17 protein-coding genes and 1 pseudogene are annotated in these 13,495 nt (G+C 40.3%); 12 read left to right on the top strand and 6 right to left on the bottom strand.

Annotated elements, in window-relative coordinates:
* Positions 1–40: 40 nt before the first annotated feature.
* The gene (locus tag H540_RS0103695; RefSeq protein ID WP_028399470.1) at positions 41–1,321 is read left to right on the top strand and encodes a sensor histidine kinase; all 1,281 of its coding nucleotides are present in this window, start codon (positions 41–43) and stop codon (positions 1,319–1,321) included.
* 37 nt (positions 1,322–1,358) lie between these two features.
* Here H540_RS0103695 and H540_RS0103690 read toward each other — a convergent pair whose 3' ends face one another.
* Positions 1,359–2,147 carry a DUF3967 domain-containing protein gene (locus H540_RS0103690; protein ID WP_028399469.1) on the bottom strand — a complete coding sequence of 263 codons (789 nt, stop codon included), beginning with the start codon at positions 2,145–2,147 and terminating at the stop codon, positions 1,359–1,361.
* Positions 2,148–2,353: 206 nt separating this feature from the next.
* On the opposite strand from H540_RS0103690, the gene H540_RS28930 reads away from it, so the two are divergent.
* The 4 genes from H540_RS28930 to H540_RS31295 all read left to right on the top strand — a co-directional run bounded on the left by H540_RS28930 (position 2,354) and on the right by H540_RS31295 (position 3,576).
* Positions 2,354–2,767, top strand: a complete 414-nt coding sequence (locus tag H540_RS28930; RefSeq protein ID WP_081414996.1) for a NucA/NucB deoxyribonuclease domain-containing protein — start codon at positions 2,354–2,356, stop codon at positions 2,765–2,767.
* Positions 2,768–2,772: 5 nt separating this feature from the next.
* Positions 2,773–2,973, top strand: a complete 201-nt coding sequence (locus H540_RS31300) for a hypothetical protein (protein WP_028399468.1) — start codon at positions 2,773–2,775, stop codon at positions 2,971–2,973.
* Positions 2,974–2,989: 16 nt separating this feature from the next.
* Complete coding sequence (locus H540_RS31740; protein ID WP_081414995.1) at positions 2,990–3,097, top strand: heavy metal-binding domain-containing protein; 108 nt, start codon at positions 2,990–2,992, stop codon at positions 3,095–3,097.
* 149 nt (positions 3,098–3,246) lie between these two features.
* Positions 3,247–3,576: a hypothetical protein gene (locus H540_RS31295; protein ID WP_051316981.1), complete on the top strand. Its 330-nt coding sequence runs from the start codon at positions 3,247–3,249 to the stop codon at positions 3,574–3,576.
* Here H540_RS31295 and H540_RS0103665 read toward each other — a convergent pair whose 3' ends face one another.
* Both H540_RS0103665 and H540_RS31290 read right to left on the bottom strand, forming a co-directional pair.
* Positions 3,577–3,873 carry a hypothetical protein gene (locus tag H540_RS0103665; RefSeq protein WP_028399467.1) on the bottom strand — a complete coding sequence of 99 codons (297 nt, stop codon included), beginning with the start codon at positions 3,871–3,873 and terminating at the stop codon, positions 3,577–3,579.
* A 165-nt stretch (positions 3,874–4,038) separates the two neighbouring features.
* Positions 4,039–4,362, bottom strand: coding sequence for a hypothetical protein (locus tag H540_RS31290; RefSeq protein ID WP_155890929.1), 324 nt, complete (start codon positions 4,360–4,362; stop codon positions 4,039–4,041).
* Positions 4,363–4,622: 260 nt separating this feature from the next.
* On the opposite strand from H540_RS31290, the gene H540_RS28910 reads away from it, so the two are divergent.
* From H540_RS28910 to H540_RS0103645, 3 genes are all read left to right on the top strand, one after another.
* Positions 4,623–5,039 carry a hypothetical protein gene (locus H540_RS28910; RefSeq protein WP_051316979.1) on the top strand — a complete coding sequence of 139 codons (417 nt, stop codon included), beginning with the start codon at positions 4,623–4,625 and terminating at the stop codon, positions 5,037–5,039.
* Positions 5,040–5,598: 559 nt separating this feature from the next.
* Positions 5,599–6,417 carry a peptidoglycan-N-acetylglucosamine deacetylase gene (locus H540_RS0103650; RefSeq protein WP_028399466.1) on the top strand — a complete coding sequence of 273 codons (819 nt, stop codon included), beginning with the start codon at positions 5,599–5,601 and terminating at the stop codon, positions 6,415–6,417.
* Between the two features lie 15 nt (positions 6,418–6,432).
* The gene (locus tag H540_RS0103645; protein ID WP_028399465.1) at positions 6,433–7,083 is read left to right on the top strand and encodes a YkyA family protein; all 651 of its coding nucleotides are present in this window, start codon (positions 6,433–6,435) and stop codon (positions 7,081–7,083) included.
* A 30-nt stretch (positions 7,084–7,113) separates the two neighbouring features.
* On the opposite strand, the gene H540_RS0103640 is transcribed toward H540_RS0103645, so the two are convergent.
* Entirely contained in the window at positions 7,114–7,563 is a 450-nt protein-coding gene (locus H540_RS0103640; protein WP_155890928.1) for a YkyB family protein, read from the bottom strand.
* Positions 7,564–7,823: 260 nt separating this feature from the next.
* Between H540_RS0103640 and H540_RS0103635 the strand changes: the two genes are divergently transcribed.
* Positions 7,824–9,308: a Ppx/GppA family phosphatase gene (locus H540_RS0103635; RefSeq protein WP_051316989.1), complete on the top strand. Its 1,485-nt coding sequence runs from the start codon at positions 7,824–7,826 to the stop codon at positions 9,306–9,308.
* A gap of 97 nt (positions 9,309–9,405) precedes the next feature.
* Entirely contained in the window at positions 9,406–11,517 is a 2,112-nt protein-coding gene (locus H540_RS0103630; RefSeq protein WP_028399462.1) for an RNA degradosome polyphosphate kinase, read from the top strand.
* Between the two features lie 69 nt (positions 11,518–11,586).
* Here H540_RS0103630 and H540_RS0103625 read toward each other — a convergent pair whose 3' ends face one another.
* Both H540_RS0103625 and H540_RS0103620 read right to left on the bottom strand, forming a co-directional pair.
* Positions 11,587–11,802, bottom strand: coding sequence for a hypothetical protein (locus H540_RS0103625; protein ID WP_028399461.1), 216 nt, complete (start codon positions 11,800–11,802; stop codon positions 11,587–11,589).
* 107 nt (positions 11,803–11,909) lie between these two features.
* A pseudogene (locus H540_RS0103620) lies at positions 11,910–12,252 on the bottom strand (metallophosphoesterase); the annotation flags it as partial.
* 130 nt (positions 12,253–12,382) lie between these two features.
* Here H540_RS0103620 and fadH point away from each other — a divergent pair.
* Both fadH and H540_RS0103610 read left to right on the top strand, forming a co-directional pair.
* On the top strand, positions 12,383–13,147 hold the full coding sequence (gene fadH, locus H540_RS0103615) for a 2,4-dienoyl-CoA reductase (protein WP_028399459.1): 765 nt from the start codon (positions 12,383–12,385) through the stop codon (positions 13,145–13,147).
* Positions 13,148–13,278: 131 nt separating this feature from the next.
* Positions 13,279–13,495, top strand: a 217-nt coding sequence (locus H540_RS0103610) for a transposase (protein ID WP_034670308.1), incomplete at its 3' end; no start/stop codon positions are given.

Here is a 13,495-nt window from a genome sequence, read left to right as displayed (position 1 = left end):
GGTATAATAGGGAAGTTAAAACTATAAAATTCAGGGGAGTGTGGATCAAGTTCGCGATTTATGGATTCAAATTGCCATTATTATTTTACCGCTTTTCTTGTATGATGCAATTCGCTTAAATCGGTATCATGTGACACTTCCAAAGCTCAATCGTTCATTTCTTGCTTTGTTGTCCGCAGCGACTGTTGCGATATGTATGACGTACCCAATTGATTTAGGAAAAGGCTACACCTATGAATTTCATCAGATCCCTATTATTACCGCTTTTTTATATGGTGGAATTGTTGGGGCGGTTCCTGCACTTACCTCTATTTTCTATTATTGGTTTACACATGGGACAGAATTTCTTTGGGTTCGTATACTTGATACGATCATTATTTCAGCTATTCCTTTTATCCTTTCTAGAAAGTGGGAAGCATTTGCAAAGAATAAGAAAATTGTAATTTCGTTTATGATTGCTTCATTTTATGCCTTAATTTATTTGGCGGCAAATGTATTTGGGGTACTGATAACATCTGGTTTTACACATGGAGTTTCTCAAATTCCTGCATACTATATCTTATCTTCTGTCATCATGGCCGTTACCTTAATGTTTCAAGTATATATAACAGAGTACTGTTATGAAAATGCATTTTTACGTGCCGAGATGTTAAAATCCGAGAAATTAAATATCGTTAGTGAACTTGCAGCGAGTGTAGCGCATGAGGTGAGAAATCCGCTAACTGTAGTAAGAGGCTTTATACAGCTGTTAGAAGGCGCAGAGCATACGAAAAACAAAGAGTACATGCAGCTTGTGCTTTCGGAGCTGGATCGGGCAGAGCAGATTATTTCAGATTACTTGAATTTAGCGCGTCCACAAATTGAGCAAAAGGAAATGATTTCGCTGACGTCACAGCTTATTGAGATGACGACACTTATGTCCTCCTTCGCTGCTATGCAAGGCGTGTATTTACAGGTGGAAATTGCGGAAAACTTACATACGGTTGGCGATAAAGCGAAATTAAAGCAAGCCATCATGAACATTGTAAAAAATGGCGTAGAAGCTATACAAGAAAATAAAGGGTATTTAAAAGTAACTGCTTATCAGACTGGAGAAGAGATTGTAATCTCCGTCAAGGACAGCGGAATCGGTATGACAAAGGAACAGCTTGCTCGTCTTGGACAGCCGTATTATTCACTAAAAGAAAAGGGAACAGGTCTTGGACTTATGGTAACCTTCAGCATCATACAGGCTCATAATGGCAAAATAGGCTATAAAAGCGAGGTTGGCAACGGTACAGAGGCTATTATTATCTTACCGGCAGCCAATTGGAAAGAATAAAAAAAGTTACCGAAGACACATTCGGTAACTTTTTTCGTTATAAACGAGATGAGGCTTTTTCCGGTTTAAAGCGAACAAACATATTCCGAATAGATTTGAGAAATGTTTGTTCTTGGGAGGCAGCAATCATTCGCTTTGTTTCCTGCATCTCACGAATAAGCTGCATGAGCTGCTCATCTCGGCTGGACTCCTTTTTATAGACGTGGTTAATAAGCTTGCCCATCTTTTCCTCTTGTTTTGCTTCTTTTTTATACATATGATTGAGTAAATCGTTTAATTTTTCATCTTGCTTGGATTTGTTTTTGTGAACATGATGAACGAGATCATGAATCATTTCCACTTGCTTTGACTCCTTGACGTATACCTGCTGCATCAATTCATCAAGCTTATCATCCTTTTGACGGTTTTGTGAAATTAACGTTGAATTTTGGTGAATAATCGCTTCATTTAATTGAGCAAGTGTATCCAATTTACCCATGAATTCTTCAAACTTTTTATTTTGTTGGCGTATTGTGGCACTCACATCTTCAACTGATGCGGTATGCTTGACCATTGCAGATGCTTCTGCCGAAGGTATCTGTGTTTCTTGCAAAATTTCCTCTTGTAAAATAGCTGCTACAACGTCACTTATATCTTCATTTAACCCTGCTGCGCGTTCATGAATTGCTTTTAAAAGACGTAAATCCTCCATCTTAAAGCAACGAGTGTTGGATACTTTATTAAACTCGAATCCATGTTGCTCCAGGATTTGACTATATTTTCGCACTAAATTTCCAGGAATGCCGGTTTTATTTGCTGCATCCTTTGTTTTATACGTTCCTTCCATGACCTAATTCCCCCCCAAAAAGTAATCGTACTTACCAATTCCATATGCCATTCTCTTCCTCCTTTGAAAAAGAATGTCGGATGGTTGTAAATTTTCTACAAGACTCGCTGAAATAAGCAAAAAGCCGCATGGAACTGTAGGGAGAAATGTTAGAATTTGCCGTGATATAATAGAAGGTGGAGAAGAGAACAGCGGGAGGATTGGAAATGAAGATATGGAAGTTTTTTTATACAGCAGTATTCGTGCTGTTATTGACGTCATGCTCCGTTCGAGAGGAAAGCCATTCATCCGAATCGTATGATGTGACACTGCAGTTTCCTGCCAAACGGTATCCAGAGACAGGCGCGCATATTCGCGACGCTATTGCGAATGGTCATTCCGACATTTGTACAATTGAGCGAAAAGGAGTAGACGAAAGGCGAAAGCAATCGCTCGCTCCTTATCCGTCCAAAAAGGGCTATGACAGAGATGAGTGGCCCATGGCTATGTGCAAGGAGGGAGGAGACGGTGCAGATATAAGATATATCAAACCGGCTGATAACCGAGGCGCAGGCTCATGGGTAGGAAACCAGCTTGAACAGTATCCCGATGGAACAAAAGTGAAATTCATCCTGAAGTAGGAGCTATGTTAACCATTTCGTGTTCTCAGCTTATTATAGCAAATCAAGGAATTGAAATGCTTATTGTAGACTGGACCGAAGCGGGAGACGCGATAATTTTTGAAGCGCTATCTGACTATATGTGTGAAATTGCCATTATAAGCGGCAGGTCAGGAGGTACGAGTCAAAACTCCGTGACGCCAAAATCAAGCGTTGACAGAAATTGAAAGGGAAGCGCGCGCGATGGGAGTACAAGCAGTTGTTGGTGTGTCCTTTGACTATGAATCCGTCGGCACAAAGGGTATGCTGATGTGTGTGGTGACCGGCACTGCAGTTCGATTAGAAGAATAAAGTGGAGGGCTTCTGATTACGATAACCGAATCATGCTACATAACGTGAGGACAGCGCAGATGCTGTCCTTTTTTGTTTAGAAAAGGGAAAAGGAATGCTAAGAAGCAATGTCGAAAAGCAATGGAAAGGTGAAAGGATAGGTGGAAAATATGAAGAGAGTGCTCTTGTTCGCAGCGATTGCCCTTGTTCTTGCGGTATCCGGAATACTGTGGGAAAAAGCAGGACAGTTCAAAAATGCAAGCAAGGATACTGAATATACAGGAGTCACGCTTGATAAAATTTTTAAAATAAAGGAGGGTATGTCCTATACTCAGGTGAAAGAGGTGTTTGAAAAGGACGGAAACTTCTTATTTGCAAAAGGCAGAAAAGGAAGCGTAAATTATACAGAGGTTTATAAATGGAAGGGAGCAAAGACAGAAACATTTATAGAAGTTACATTTCGTGACGGCAGGGCAGCAGGTATGCAGTTTTCAAAATGATCAAGCGATCGGCAGATGAATATGTAAAGAACCATCAATGACTTGATCAAGGTGCCACCACCATTCCTCTATAGGATAGACAGAAGGAGAAAAAGAAGGGATATGCTGAAGCTGCTTATAAAAACCATTTGCCTTATGAAGGAGAAGTCGGTCGTACGATATAAGTTCAAAACGCTCTTGTTCATTTAATATATGCACAGCGGCGGCCAGTTTACTGCGCAAATGGAGCATAATAAGAGTTTCTTGCGGCGTACAGTAATGAACAAAAAAACCGTATTGCTTTAGCTCGAAATACATGAGTCGCCCCCCTGCTCATTTCATCTATCCCAACTATACAGAAGCTACTCATAACAGGCAAATACATAAAATAATGAAACGGCTGGAGAAAAGAAGCAAGAAACAAACAAAAAATGCAGCAAAACTTTGTGAAATATAAAAAAACAGCCGCGTGTGAGACGGCTGTTATTCGTTCATTCGTAATTCTTCGATAAATGTATCTTTCTCAGCGAGCCTATTGTGAACCACATCTTCATGTAATCGTATCAGCCAGCGCAATTCCGTATACATATGCTCAATAACACCGGCTAAAATGTGAAGCTGTGCCCGCGGTACTTTCCCGACTTTTCTTGTATATACATCTTTCATTGTTTGCAATAAGCCCTTAATTTCCTTTATCCTTGTTTCTAATATAGAGGCAATTTCCTGCTCGTTTCCAAGCGCGGCAAAGGCCAGACCCGCATAAATAGGCTTATATACATGGAGCAATATATACAAGATTATGCGCATCCGCCAAAAGCTGCTCATTTTAGAGCAGTTTTTTATTTCATTCAAAAAAATAAAATGGTTTCTGTTTCCTGCTGTCGAATAAAATGGATGTACAGTGTTTACTTTTTTAAGCGCAAAAACATGCGAAAGCGTTTGCGTAAATTCCACTGTAACTGGATGAAGGAAAACAAAGGTACTCTCATATATATAAAACTGAGAAGCGAGGTGAAAAGCATGACAATGAACGCAAACATGTATGAGTGCAGGTTGTGCGGGCAAATATGAATTGTGCCCAGGCTGCGGTTTATGTATGCAATAAAACGGAAGGAAGCGGCTGGAGTTCGGCTGATTGTTATCAAGCCGGTGATACAGCAGGCATTAAGCTTGATATTTGCAATAATGGAAATGAAGAGATGGTCCAAATTTCTGTGAGTCATATGATTCGAGATTACTTGTTGGTCATGCCGAATACATTAAAAGCAGAGCAAGGGGACGCAAGCTTGCTGTTTCAGCTTGTGCGATGGCGTATCGCATCGCTGAAACCAGGAGAAAGTGCCGCACTCTTTTTTGAAGCGAAAATAAGAGATGTTGCACATTCTCCTATCTCTTTAACTGCAAGTTATACCTTTCAGACTTTTCATAAGCTTCATGGTCCTTATCAAGCACAAGGTGCAGCTTTAGAAAAAAGGGAACCGTGAATGCGGTTCCCTTTCTGCTTTATACATATGAAAAATATAAATAAAAGAATACAAGAACAAAGAAAAATATGCTGATGAAGAGCATATATAGATGCAACTAAAAAATCGACATAAAACTTTTTTTAGGGGGAGAGATTAAAAGACGTGCAGAAGCGGTCAAACCTTTGGTTCATGCAAGGGTAAACCAGAGAGAAGAAGCATACCATACTCCCTTTTTGTTGCACATAGCACATGCAAATGTCGAAGTTATAATTTACTCATATATAGACTTGTGGGGATATTTGTAATCTGTGGTTAATTTATGTAAAATAAACAAAAAAAGTTATTTTCGTGTCGAATGTATTACAATTATTTAAAAATAATGTTACAACGTTCTTTAAAAAATACCAGAATATGAATATAATAGATAGTAGATAAATAAAGTTTGCCAAGTGTAGAGAAAATCTACACTTTTCATTTGCGAGTTATGGGAAAAGAATTCTAGTATGCATATTGTGCGGTAGAGGTTCATACGGTTGGCTTATTTTGCAGAGGAGTATAATAGAAAGGAAATGATAGAATGTTAAGTACATTGCTTCGTTTGCCAAAGGGGATAAAACGAGGGCTCATTCTAATCGGGGGAGTTGCAATAGGGATTGCAGGTTTTACAATTTTTCAATCTCTTTCTTCCCCTGCAAAAGCGATATCAGAACAAGTCAATGCAGTTCAGCTCGTAAGCGAACAACCGAAGAGTGATCGGAAAAAGACGATGCCAGAAAAATATAATGGTCAAATTCGCAAAGTTGCATATTTGACGTTTGATGATGGACCTAGCAACTATCAGAAGACAATTCTGGATATTCTTGCGAAAAATGAAATTAAAGCTACCTTTTTTATGGTTGGAACGAATGTGCCAAGCCATAAAGACAGTATAAAAAGACTTGTAAAAGAAGGACATTATCCTGGACTCCATAGTATGACGCATAATTATAAAAAGCTTTATACGGACGGCCAAATTGTGAATGAAATGAAGCAAGTGCAAGATTTAATTCGTGATGTGACAGGAATCACAGCACATTTGACACGGTGTCCTTACGGAAGCATGCCGGGTCTTAATCAGGGGCTTCGCGATCAAATGGCGGCAGCAGGCTTTAAGGAATGGGACTGGACGATAGATTCACTAGATTGGAAACTGTCTGGAAATCCGAATGCAGTGACACAAAACGTGCTCTCTCAAGCCAATAAAGATTTAGAAATCATTCTTCTTCATGAAAAAGAACAATCTGTTCAAGCACTGCCGGCCATTATTGACGGATTGCGAAAGAAGGGATATGAATTTGAGGTGTATGAAGAAGGAGCCCATTTCCCTGTAAACTTTTGGCATGATAATCGATTGTAAGGATTGGTGAGGATATTGTTTAAGTATAAAATAGCAGTGCTGGCAATTTTTGTGCTTGCATTAACTGGCTGTGGTCCAAAGCCGGAAGAAGAGCTGTACAATATATTTGAGGACGCTGCAAAGCAAGAAAAGGGGATGTTTCAGGAGACTTCTAAGCTGGAGTCTTTAGAAAAGAAAAATAAAGAGCTGTACAGCAAGATTTTGCAAGAGGGAAAAGAAGATAATCAGCCTGTAAAAGCTCTCATTGACGAGGGAATACAAAGCGCGAAGGAACGGGAACAGGCACTCAGCAAGGAGCATGATATGCTGAAGCTTGCACAGGATAAGATGAAAGATGCGAATCAGCATATGAAAGATTTCAAAGATGAAAAGCTGGAAAAACAAGCGGAAAAAGTAGAGAGCACCTATAAGGAGCGTTATGCTGCTTTTCAAAACATGCACAACAGCTACAAAAAAGCTTTAGAAGCAGAAAAGAATTTGTATGATATGCTGCAAAAGAAAAATGAGAAGCTGAAAACAATAAGCGATCAAGTAAAAGAAGTCAATAAACTGTACGATGATGTACAATCGCAAAATGAAAAATTTAATCAGTATACGAAGCAGTATAACGAAGAAAAAATACAATTCTATAAACTGGCAAAGTTCAAAATTAAAGAGGGGAAATAGAAAACTCCGATGCGCAGGCATCGGAATTTTCTATTTGCGGGTATATGTGCGCTGGTACCATGGAGCCGGTTCAGAAAGCTTCTTTTCCTGCTCGTATGCTTCAGAGCCAATATATTGCTGCAGCAGCTTTTTGGCAAAAGACAGTCCCATCTGTGTTTTGGGATTTCGATATGTTTGATTCAGCTCACCAAGGTGATGGAGAGTTTGGAAGTCTTCTTTGGAAGGTGGGATGTGAAAATAGTAATCCCCAGCGTGGACTAAAACATCTGACTGCTGCTGGCTCAGCTTCGGATTTTTAGAAAAATGCAAGCCTTTTTTATATGCTTTGCCTTCTTGAATGAGTTTTTCAAGAGCTTTCTTTTTTAGCCAATATAAATATTTCGGATTTGTTGCTGCTTTAGCATGACGGTTTACAACAAAAACAGCCTGTGACAATTGCTCAACTGAGGGAGCGGCATGAGAGTGCGAGTTAATATTCATACCCTTTCCTCCTTTCATGTCTACCTTATCACGTATACTTCTTACTTTGCAATATTCTATATGTTTGAAACAAGACCTTCTGGAAAATATGCAGGTAAACAAATATTGTATTGTAAAACGAACGTCTTGTACAATAGAGAAAATATCGTTATTTTTAACAAATAATTATAATTTATGTATGATCCTTACATTCCATTTAAGAAAAGGGTGAACGAAGATTGAATGAGCAATACGGCATTATCGACATCGGTTCTAATACGATGCGTCTTGTTATATATGAACAGCACAGCGGAGGCTTTCATCATGAAATCGAAAATACAAAGGTGACAGCGAGACTGCGCAAATACTTGGTGAATGGAACTTTAACAAGTGAGGGTATTCGCGTACTGCTCAGTACATTAGAGCAATTTCAGGAAAGCACTCGTTTTCATCAATTGCAGCGTGTTATTTGCACGGCGACGGCTACTATTCGGCAAGCAAGCAATCAGGAGGAAGTAAAACGGTTAGTTGAAGAGCACACAGATTTTAAGCTTCGTATCTTATCTGAATTTGAAGAGGCTTATTATGGCTATTTGGCAGTAATAAACTCAACTTCTTTTAAAGAAGGTATTACAATTGACATTGGCGGCGGCAGTACAGAGATTACCTACTTTCATAACCGTGAGCTGGTAAACTATCATAGCTTTCCGTTTGGCGCTCTTTCGCTGCGCCAGCAATTTGTAAAAGGAGATGTGCCGACAGTAGGAGAATATATAGAGCTACAGCGCTATTTGCTTGAGCAATTTCAAACATTGCCTTGGATTTGCAAAAAGGGTATACCGGTCATTGCCATAGGGGGAAGTGCACGGAATATGGTGAAAATTCATCAAAATATGATTTCATATCCAATATCCGGACTTCATCAGTATGAGATGGATAAAAGTGATGTGGAGTTAGTGCTTCAGCACATCGCCTCCATTGATTTTGCGGAATTGCAAAAGCTTGAAGGATTAGCCAAGGACAGAGCGGATACCATAATCCCGGCTGTCGAGGTGTTTCATACTCTTCTCCAAGTAACAGAAGCATCATCCTTCATTTTAAGCCGAAAAGGTTTGCGCGAGGGTCTTTTCTATGAAGAAATTACAAAGCCGTTTGGGGTTCTGTATTACCCCAACGTGGTGGAAGAGAGCTTTCACTTGCTGGCCCATGAATATGAAATAGATATGCATTATGTTATGCAGCTCATGAAACATACAACCGCTCTTTGCAAGGAGCTTGAGAAGTGCTATGCTGCCAGTTTTACAAAAGAAGACTTGCATTTTATACGCAGAGCGGCAAAAGTATATAACATTGGCAAATATATCGATGAAGAGTCCAGCAGTCAGCACACCTTCTATTTATTAGCAAATAAAACAATTGATGGAATAATGCATAAAGACAGAGTAAAATTGGCACTCTTAGCTTCCTATAAGTCCAAGCTTTCGTTTAAGCAATATATAAAACCGTTTGAAACATGGTTTTCAAAGGAAGAGCAGCGAAAAATCCGTATGGCCGGTGCAATCTTGCAGTTTGCAGCAGCTCTAAATGTTACAAAACGAAATGCGGTAGAAGCCATTAATATTCTAGAAAGTGAAGAAGGTTTGATCATTTACATATGGTGCTGCCAAAAAGTCTTGGCAGAAAAGGTAGAGGCGGAAAAGCAAAAGAAACAATTGGAAAAAGCGTTAAAGCGGAACATCAAGCTGCATTTTCAGATAAGGTCATAAGTTCTCTTTGAAAATTTACAAAAGTTTTACATTTCGTTTGTTAAAATTTGCTATGATAAACGTTAAGTGAAAAAGTTTAAAAGGAAGTGCAGCATTCATGGAAATGATCAAAAAGGATGTAATGAACCTGAATAATATCGCTTATTTTAATAATCGTGAGTTAAGCTGGCTTGCGTTTAACGAACGAGTATTGCAGGAAGCGCTGGATGAACGCAATCCTCTTCTGGAGAGACTGAAATTCACGAGCATTTTCAGCTCTAATCTTGATGAATTTTTTATGGTGCGTGTTGCCGGTCTTAAAGACCAGGTCAAAGCTGGTTTTAATCAGCCTGAAAACAAGGCAGGGCTTACGCCGAAGCAGCAGCTTCATGAAATTTCAAAAAAAACACATGCACTGGTGGAACTGCAGTATGAAACGTATCAAAGCATTCTGCTCCCGGCTTTAAAGGAAGAAGGAATTGAGCAGCTGTTATTTACTGATCTAACACCGGAGCAGCGTACATTTATTGAAGAGTATTTTGATGAGCAAATCTTTCCCGTGCTCACTCCGGTTGCAATTGATGCGTATCGTCCGTTTCCCATGCTTTTAAATAAAAGCTTAAACTTGGCCGTTATGCTGTATGATGAAAATCAAATGCTAGAAGAAAATCGCACAAAGCTTGGAATTGTACAGGTCCCTTCTGTTTTAGAGCGATTTATCTTTCTTCCATGTGAAGAAGGAAAACGAAAATTTATTTTCTTGGAAGAAGTCATCAGCAATTTTACACATAAACTTTTTACCGGATACCGTGTGCTGTCAGTCACTCATTTTCGTATCACGCGCAATGCCGACTTAACGATTCATGAGGAAGGCGCGCGCGATTTACTGAAGGTGATTGAAAAAGAATTGAAGAAGCGAAAATGGGGAGCGGCAGTTCGTTTAGAGGTAGGTGCATTAGGATTAGATGAGCGTGTGCTCTCGCTCATGTGCGGAGTGCTGGAAATGAATGAACAGGATGTATATACCATTGAGGGGCCGCTTGATTTAACCTGTATATTTGCATTATATAAAGCGCTGACTCAAACACACGAGCATCTTACATATGAGGCGCTGATACCACAGCCGCCGCAGGATTTGGGTTCGGATGAAGATATCTTTGAAAAAGCGCTGGAGCAGGATATTTTGCTCCACCATCCGTTTGAATCATTTCAGCCGGTCATTGATTTCGTTCAGGAAGCAGCAGAAGATCCGGATGTTTTAGCCATTAAACAAACGTTATATCGGGTGAGCGGTGACTCCCGGGTAATCCAAGCATTGAAAACAGCGGCTGAAAATGGTAAACAAGTAACGGTGCTGGTAGAGCTGAAAGCACGATTTGATGAAGAAAACAACGTACATTGGGCAAAGGAGCTGGAGCAGGCAGGCTGTCTCGTCATTTACGGGGTGAGCCATCTGAAGACACACAGTAAGATTACGCTTGTTGTAAGAAGAAAACATGGCAAAATTGAACGTTTCGTCCATCTTGGAACCGGTAACTATAATGACGCCACCGCTAAGTTCTATACGGATTTTGGATTCATCACATCCCGCAAGGATTTTGGCATAGATGCAACGAATTTTTTCAACTACTTAAGCGGATATACAAGAAAGCCGCAATTTCACCAAATATCAGTGGCACCGCTGGACGTTAGGCATACATTTATTGAACGGATTGAGGAAGAAATCAGTTATCATAAGCAGTATGGCTCGGGTCATATTATTGCAAAAATGAACTCATTGACAGATAAGATGCTGATTCAAAAGCTGTATGAGGCCTCTTGCGCAGGAGTAAAGATAGATTTAATTGTCCGAGGCACTTGCTGTCTGCGTCCCGGTATTCCAAATGTAAGCGAGAGAATTCGCGTAATCAGCATAGTCGGACGCTATTTGGAACATAGCCGTATTTATTATTTCCGTCATAACGGTGAAGAAAGACTGTATTTGTCATCAGCAGACTGGATGACTCGCAATATGGAGAAGCGAGTAGAAATTGCGTTTCCTATACCGGACCGTAAAATGAAAAAGCGTATTATCGACTTGCTGCAGCTTATTTTATTAGACAATGTAAAGGCACGTGAGCAAAATGAATGCGGAGAGTACAAGTACGCCGCATGGAAAGCGGAAGAAGCGGAAATTGACAGTCAAATGATTTTATTTGAAATGGCTTACGGCGATGCCGAAGAAGAATAGCGTGTATATAAAAAAGACCATTTTCCAATGATGGAAAATGGTCTTTCATAGTTTTTGTGGTTTCCAGTATCAGTAATAATAAGGCCCAAAGGGCTGACATGGGTATGGACCGCATGGATAAGGCGGATAGAATGGTCTAGGTCCGAAAGCAAGTGCTCCGCCAAGCAGACCGCCTGCAAGTCCTGCTAGAAACGGAAATCCAAAAAACGGAATGAAGCGAGTATCGCCTATGGGTACAGGAACAGGAACGGAACGGAACGGGATTGGCTGCATTTGAGGGTACATTCGAAAACCTCCTTATTTAAGCTCAATGTATTGTATGGAAAATTGTCCTGTTAAGAGCCAGTACAGCGGAGAAATTTGTAGAAAATGGGCAAATGAAAAGCACGGCTTCAGCCGTGCTGTAAAGTGAAAATTATAATTTCCGGTTTTGCAAAAAAGCGGAATGGTACGCGTGTGGTCCCCAACCCACGATTTACATAGACAGTCATTGACTGCCCATCTTTTCTTTTTACCGAATAAAACTCCTCTATATATTCCTCAGCAAGAGGAGGAGTAATGATAGAGTCTATAAAAGGAATTTGTACCGTATCCTCCATGGTCATGATTTCCGTAAATCGAAAATTCTCCAAGCGGCGCTTGTACAGCTTGCAAAATTGGTGCAATAAGAGCAGATTCCCCAAAATTCTGCTGATCATCAATTAAATCTCCCGTAAAAAATACTATGTCCGGCTGTTCAGTCATGTTTGTTTCTTATATATGAGTAGGAAAAGAACTTTTGTTTTTAGAATTTTTCGAAAATATTGTGTTTGCTATAGAAGAAAGTGGTAAAATGAATGTGTATTCAGTTGAGGAGGCGTGGGAGATGAAAGGAAAAGTAGCAATTGTCACAGGCGGTTCGAACGGAATGGGGAAAGCGATGGCTGCCCGTTTAGCTAAGGAAGGTGCATATGTTGTTATCACAGGTCGTACACTTGAGAAGTTAGAGGAAACAAAAAAAGAGATTGAACAATTTGACAATCAAGTGCTGACGGTTCAAATGGATGTGCGTCAGCCGGAGCATGCAGACCATATGGTTGCAGAGACTCATAAGGCGTTTGGACGTATTGATTATCTTGTGAACAACGCCGCCGGAAATTTTATCTGTGCGGCAGAGGATTTATCGATAAACGGATGGAACTCTGTAATTAATATTGTTTTAAACGGCACGTTCTATTGCAGCCGTGCTGTTGGAAAGTACTGGATTGAAAAAGGTATTAAAGGAAGTATGGTAAACATGATTGCGACCTATGCGTGGGACGCTGGTCCCGGCGTTATTCACTCTGCAGCAGCAAAAGCCGGCGTTCTGGCTATGACAAGAACACTGGCAGTTGAGTGGGGAAGAAAGTACGGCATTCGTGCTAATGCCATTGCACCGGGGCCGATAGAGCGTACAGGCGGAGCGGATCGCCTTTGGGTATCAGAGGAAGCGGCACAGCGTACATTGAACAGCGTTCCATTAGGCAGACTGGGAACACCTGAGGAAATTGCCGGACTTGCCTATTATCTTCTTTCGGATGAATCCGCTTACATAAATGGTGCATGCGTAACGATGGATGGCGGTCAGCATCTTCATCAATATCCGTTTTAACAAAATAACAGCCCTCTGTGAGGGCTGTTATTTTCAGGCTGTAGAGAAAGTCTTCTCTACAGCCTTTTTTGTGTCTGAACGCCTTTTCATCTGTTCATACTGATAGAAAAGAGGAAAAGGAGCGATGTCCCATGATGGGAGCACTGAAAAATCATCGAGATGAGCGTGTAATGGTTTCTGTTGAAGAGTTAGTTCCACAAGACCACTTTTTACGTGCCGTGGAAGCAACGATTGACTTTGATTTTATAGAGGAAAAGTTACGTCCTTACTATTGTAAAGACAATGGTAGACCTTCGATTCATCCCATTACTCTTTTTAAAATGATGTTTATCGGCTATTTTTACGGCA

The sequence above is a fragment of the Ectobacillus panaciterrae DSM 19096 genome (assembly GCF_000430785.1).
Taxonomy (GTDB): Bacteria; Bacillota; Bacilli; order Bacillales; family Bacillaceae_G; genus Ectobacillus; species Ectobacillus panaciterrae.
The sequence above is the reverse complement of the archived record's forward strand: the minus strand, read 5'-3'. Positions and strand labels throughout refer to the sequence as shown.

Coding starts and splice junctions, on each gene's coding strand:
- H540_RS0103650 (WP_028399466.1), top strand. CDS start 5,599: ATGTTAAGTACATTGCTTCGTTTGCCAAAGGGGATAAAACGAGGGCTC.
- H540_RS31740 (WP_081414995.1), top strand. CDS start 2,990: ATGGGAGTACAAGCAGTTGTTGGTGTGTCCTTTGACTATGAATCCGTC.
- H540_RS28930 (WP_081414996.1), top strand. CDS start 2,354: ATGAAGATATGGAAGTTTTTTTATACAGCAGTATTCGTGCTGTTATTG.
- H540_RS0103665 (WP_028399467.1), bottom strand. CDS start 3,873: ATGTATTTCGAGCTAAAGCAATACGGTTTTTTTGTTCATTACTGTACG.
- H540_RS31290 (WP_155890929.1), bottom strand. CDS start 4,362: ATGCGCATAATCTTGTATATATTGCTCCATGTATATAAGCCTATTTAT.
- fadH (WP_028399459.1), top strand. CDS start 12,383: ATGAAAGGAAAAGTAGCAATTGTCACAGGCGGTTCGAACGGAATGGGG.
- H540_RS0103625 (WP_028399461.1), bottom strand. CDS start 11,802: ATGTACCCTCAAATGCAGCCAATCCCGTTCCGTTCCGTTCCTGTTCCT.
- H540_RS0103690 (WP_028399469.1), bottom strand. CDS start 2,147: ATGGAAGGAACGTATAAAACAAAGGATGCAGCAAATAAAACCGGCATT.
- H540_RS0103635 (WP_051316989.1), top strand. CDS start 7,824: ATGCGTCTTGTTATATATGAACAGCACAGCGGAGGCTTTCATCATGAA.
- H540_RS28910 (WP_051316979.1), top strand. CDS start 4,623: ATGAATTGTGCCCAGGCTGCGGTTTATGTATGCAATAAAACGGAAGGA.
- H540_RS31300 (WP_028399468.1), top strand. CDS start 2,773: ATGTTAACCATTTCGTGTTCTCAGCTTATTATAGCAAATCAAGGAATT.
- H540_RS31295 (WP_051316981.1), top strand. CDS start 3,247: ATGAAGAGAGTGCTCTTGTTCGCAGCGATTGCCCTTGTTCTTGCGGTA.
- H540_RS0103640 (WP_155890928.1), bottom strand. CDS start 7,563: ATGAATATTAACTCGCACTCTCATGCCGCTCCCTCAGTTGAGCAATTG.
- H540_RS0103630 (WP_028399462.1), top strand. CDS start 9,406: ATGGAAATGATCAAAAAGGATGTAATGAACCTGAATAATATCGCTTAT.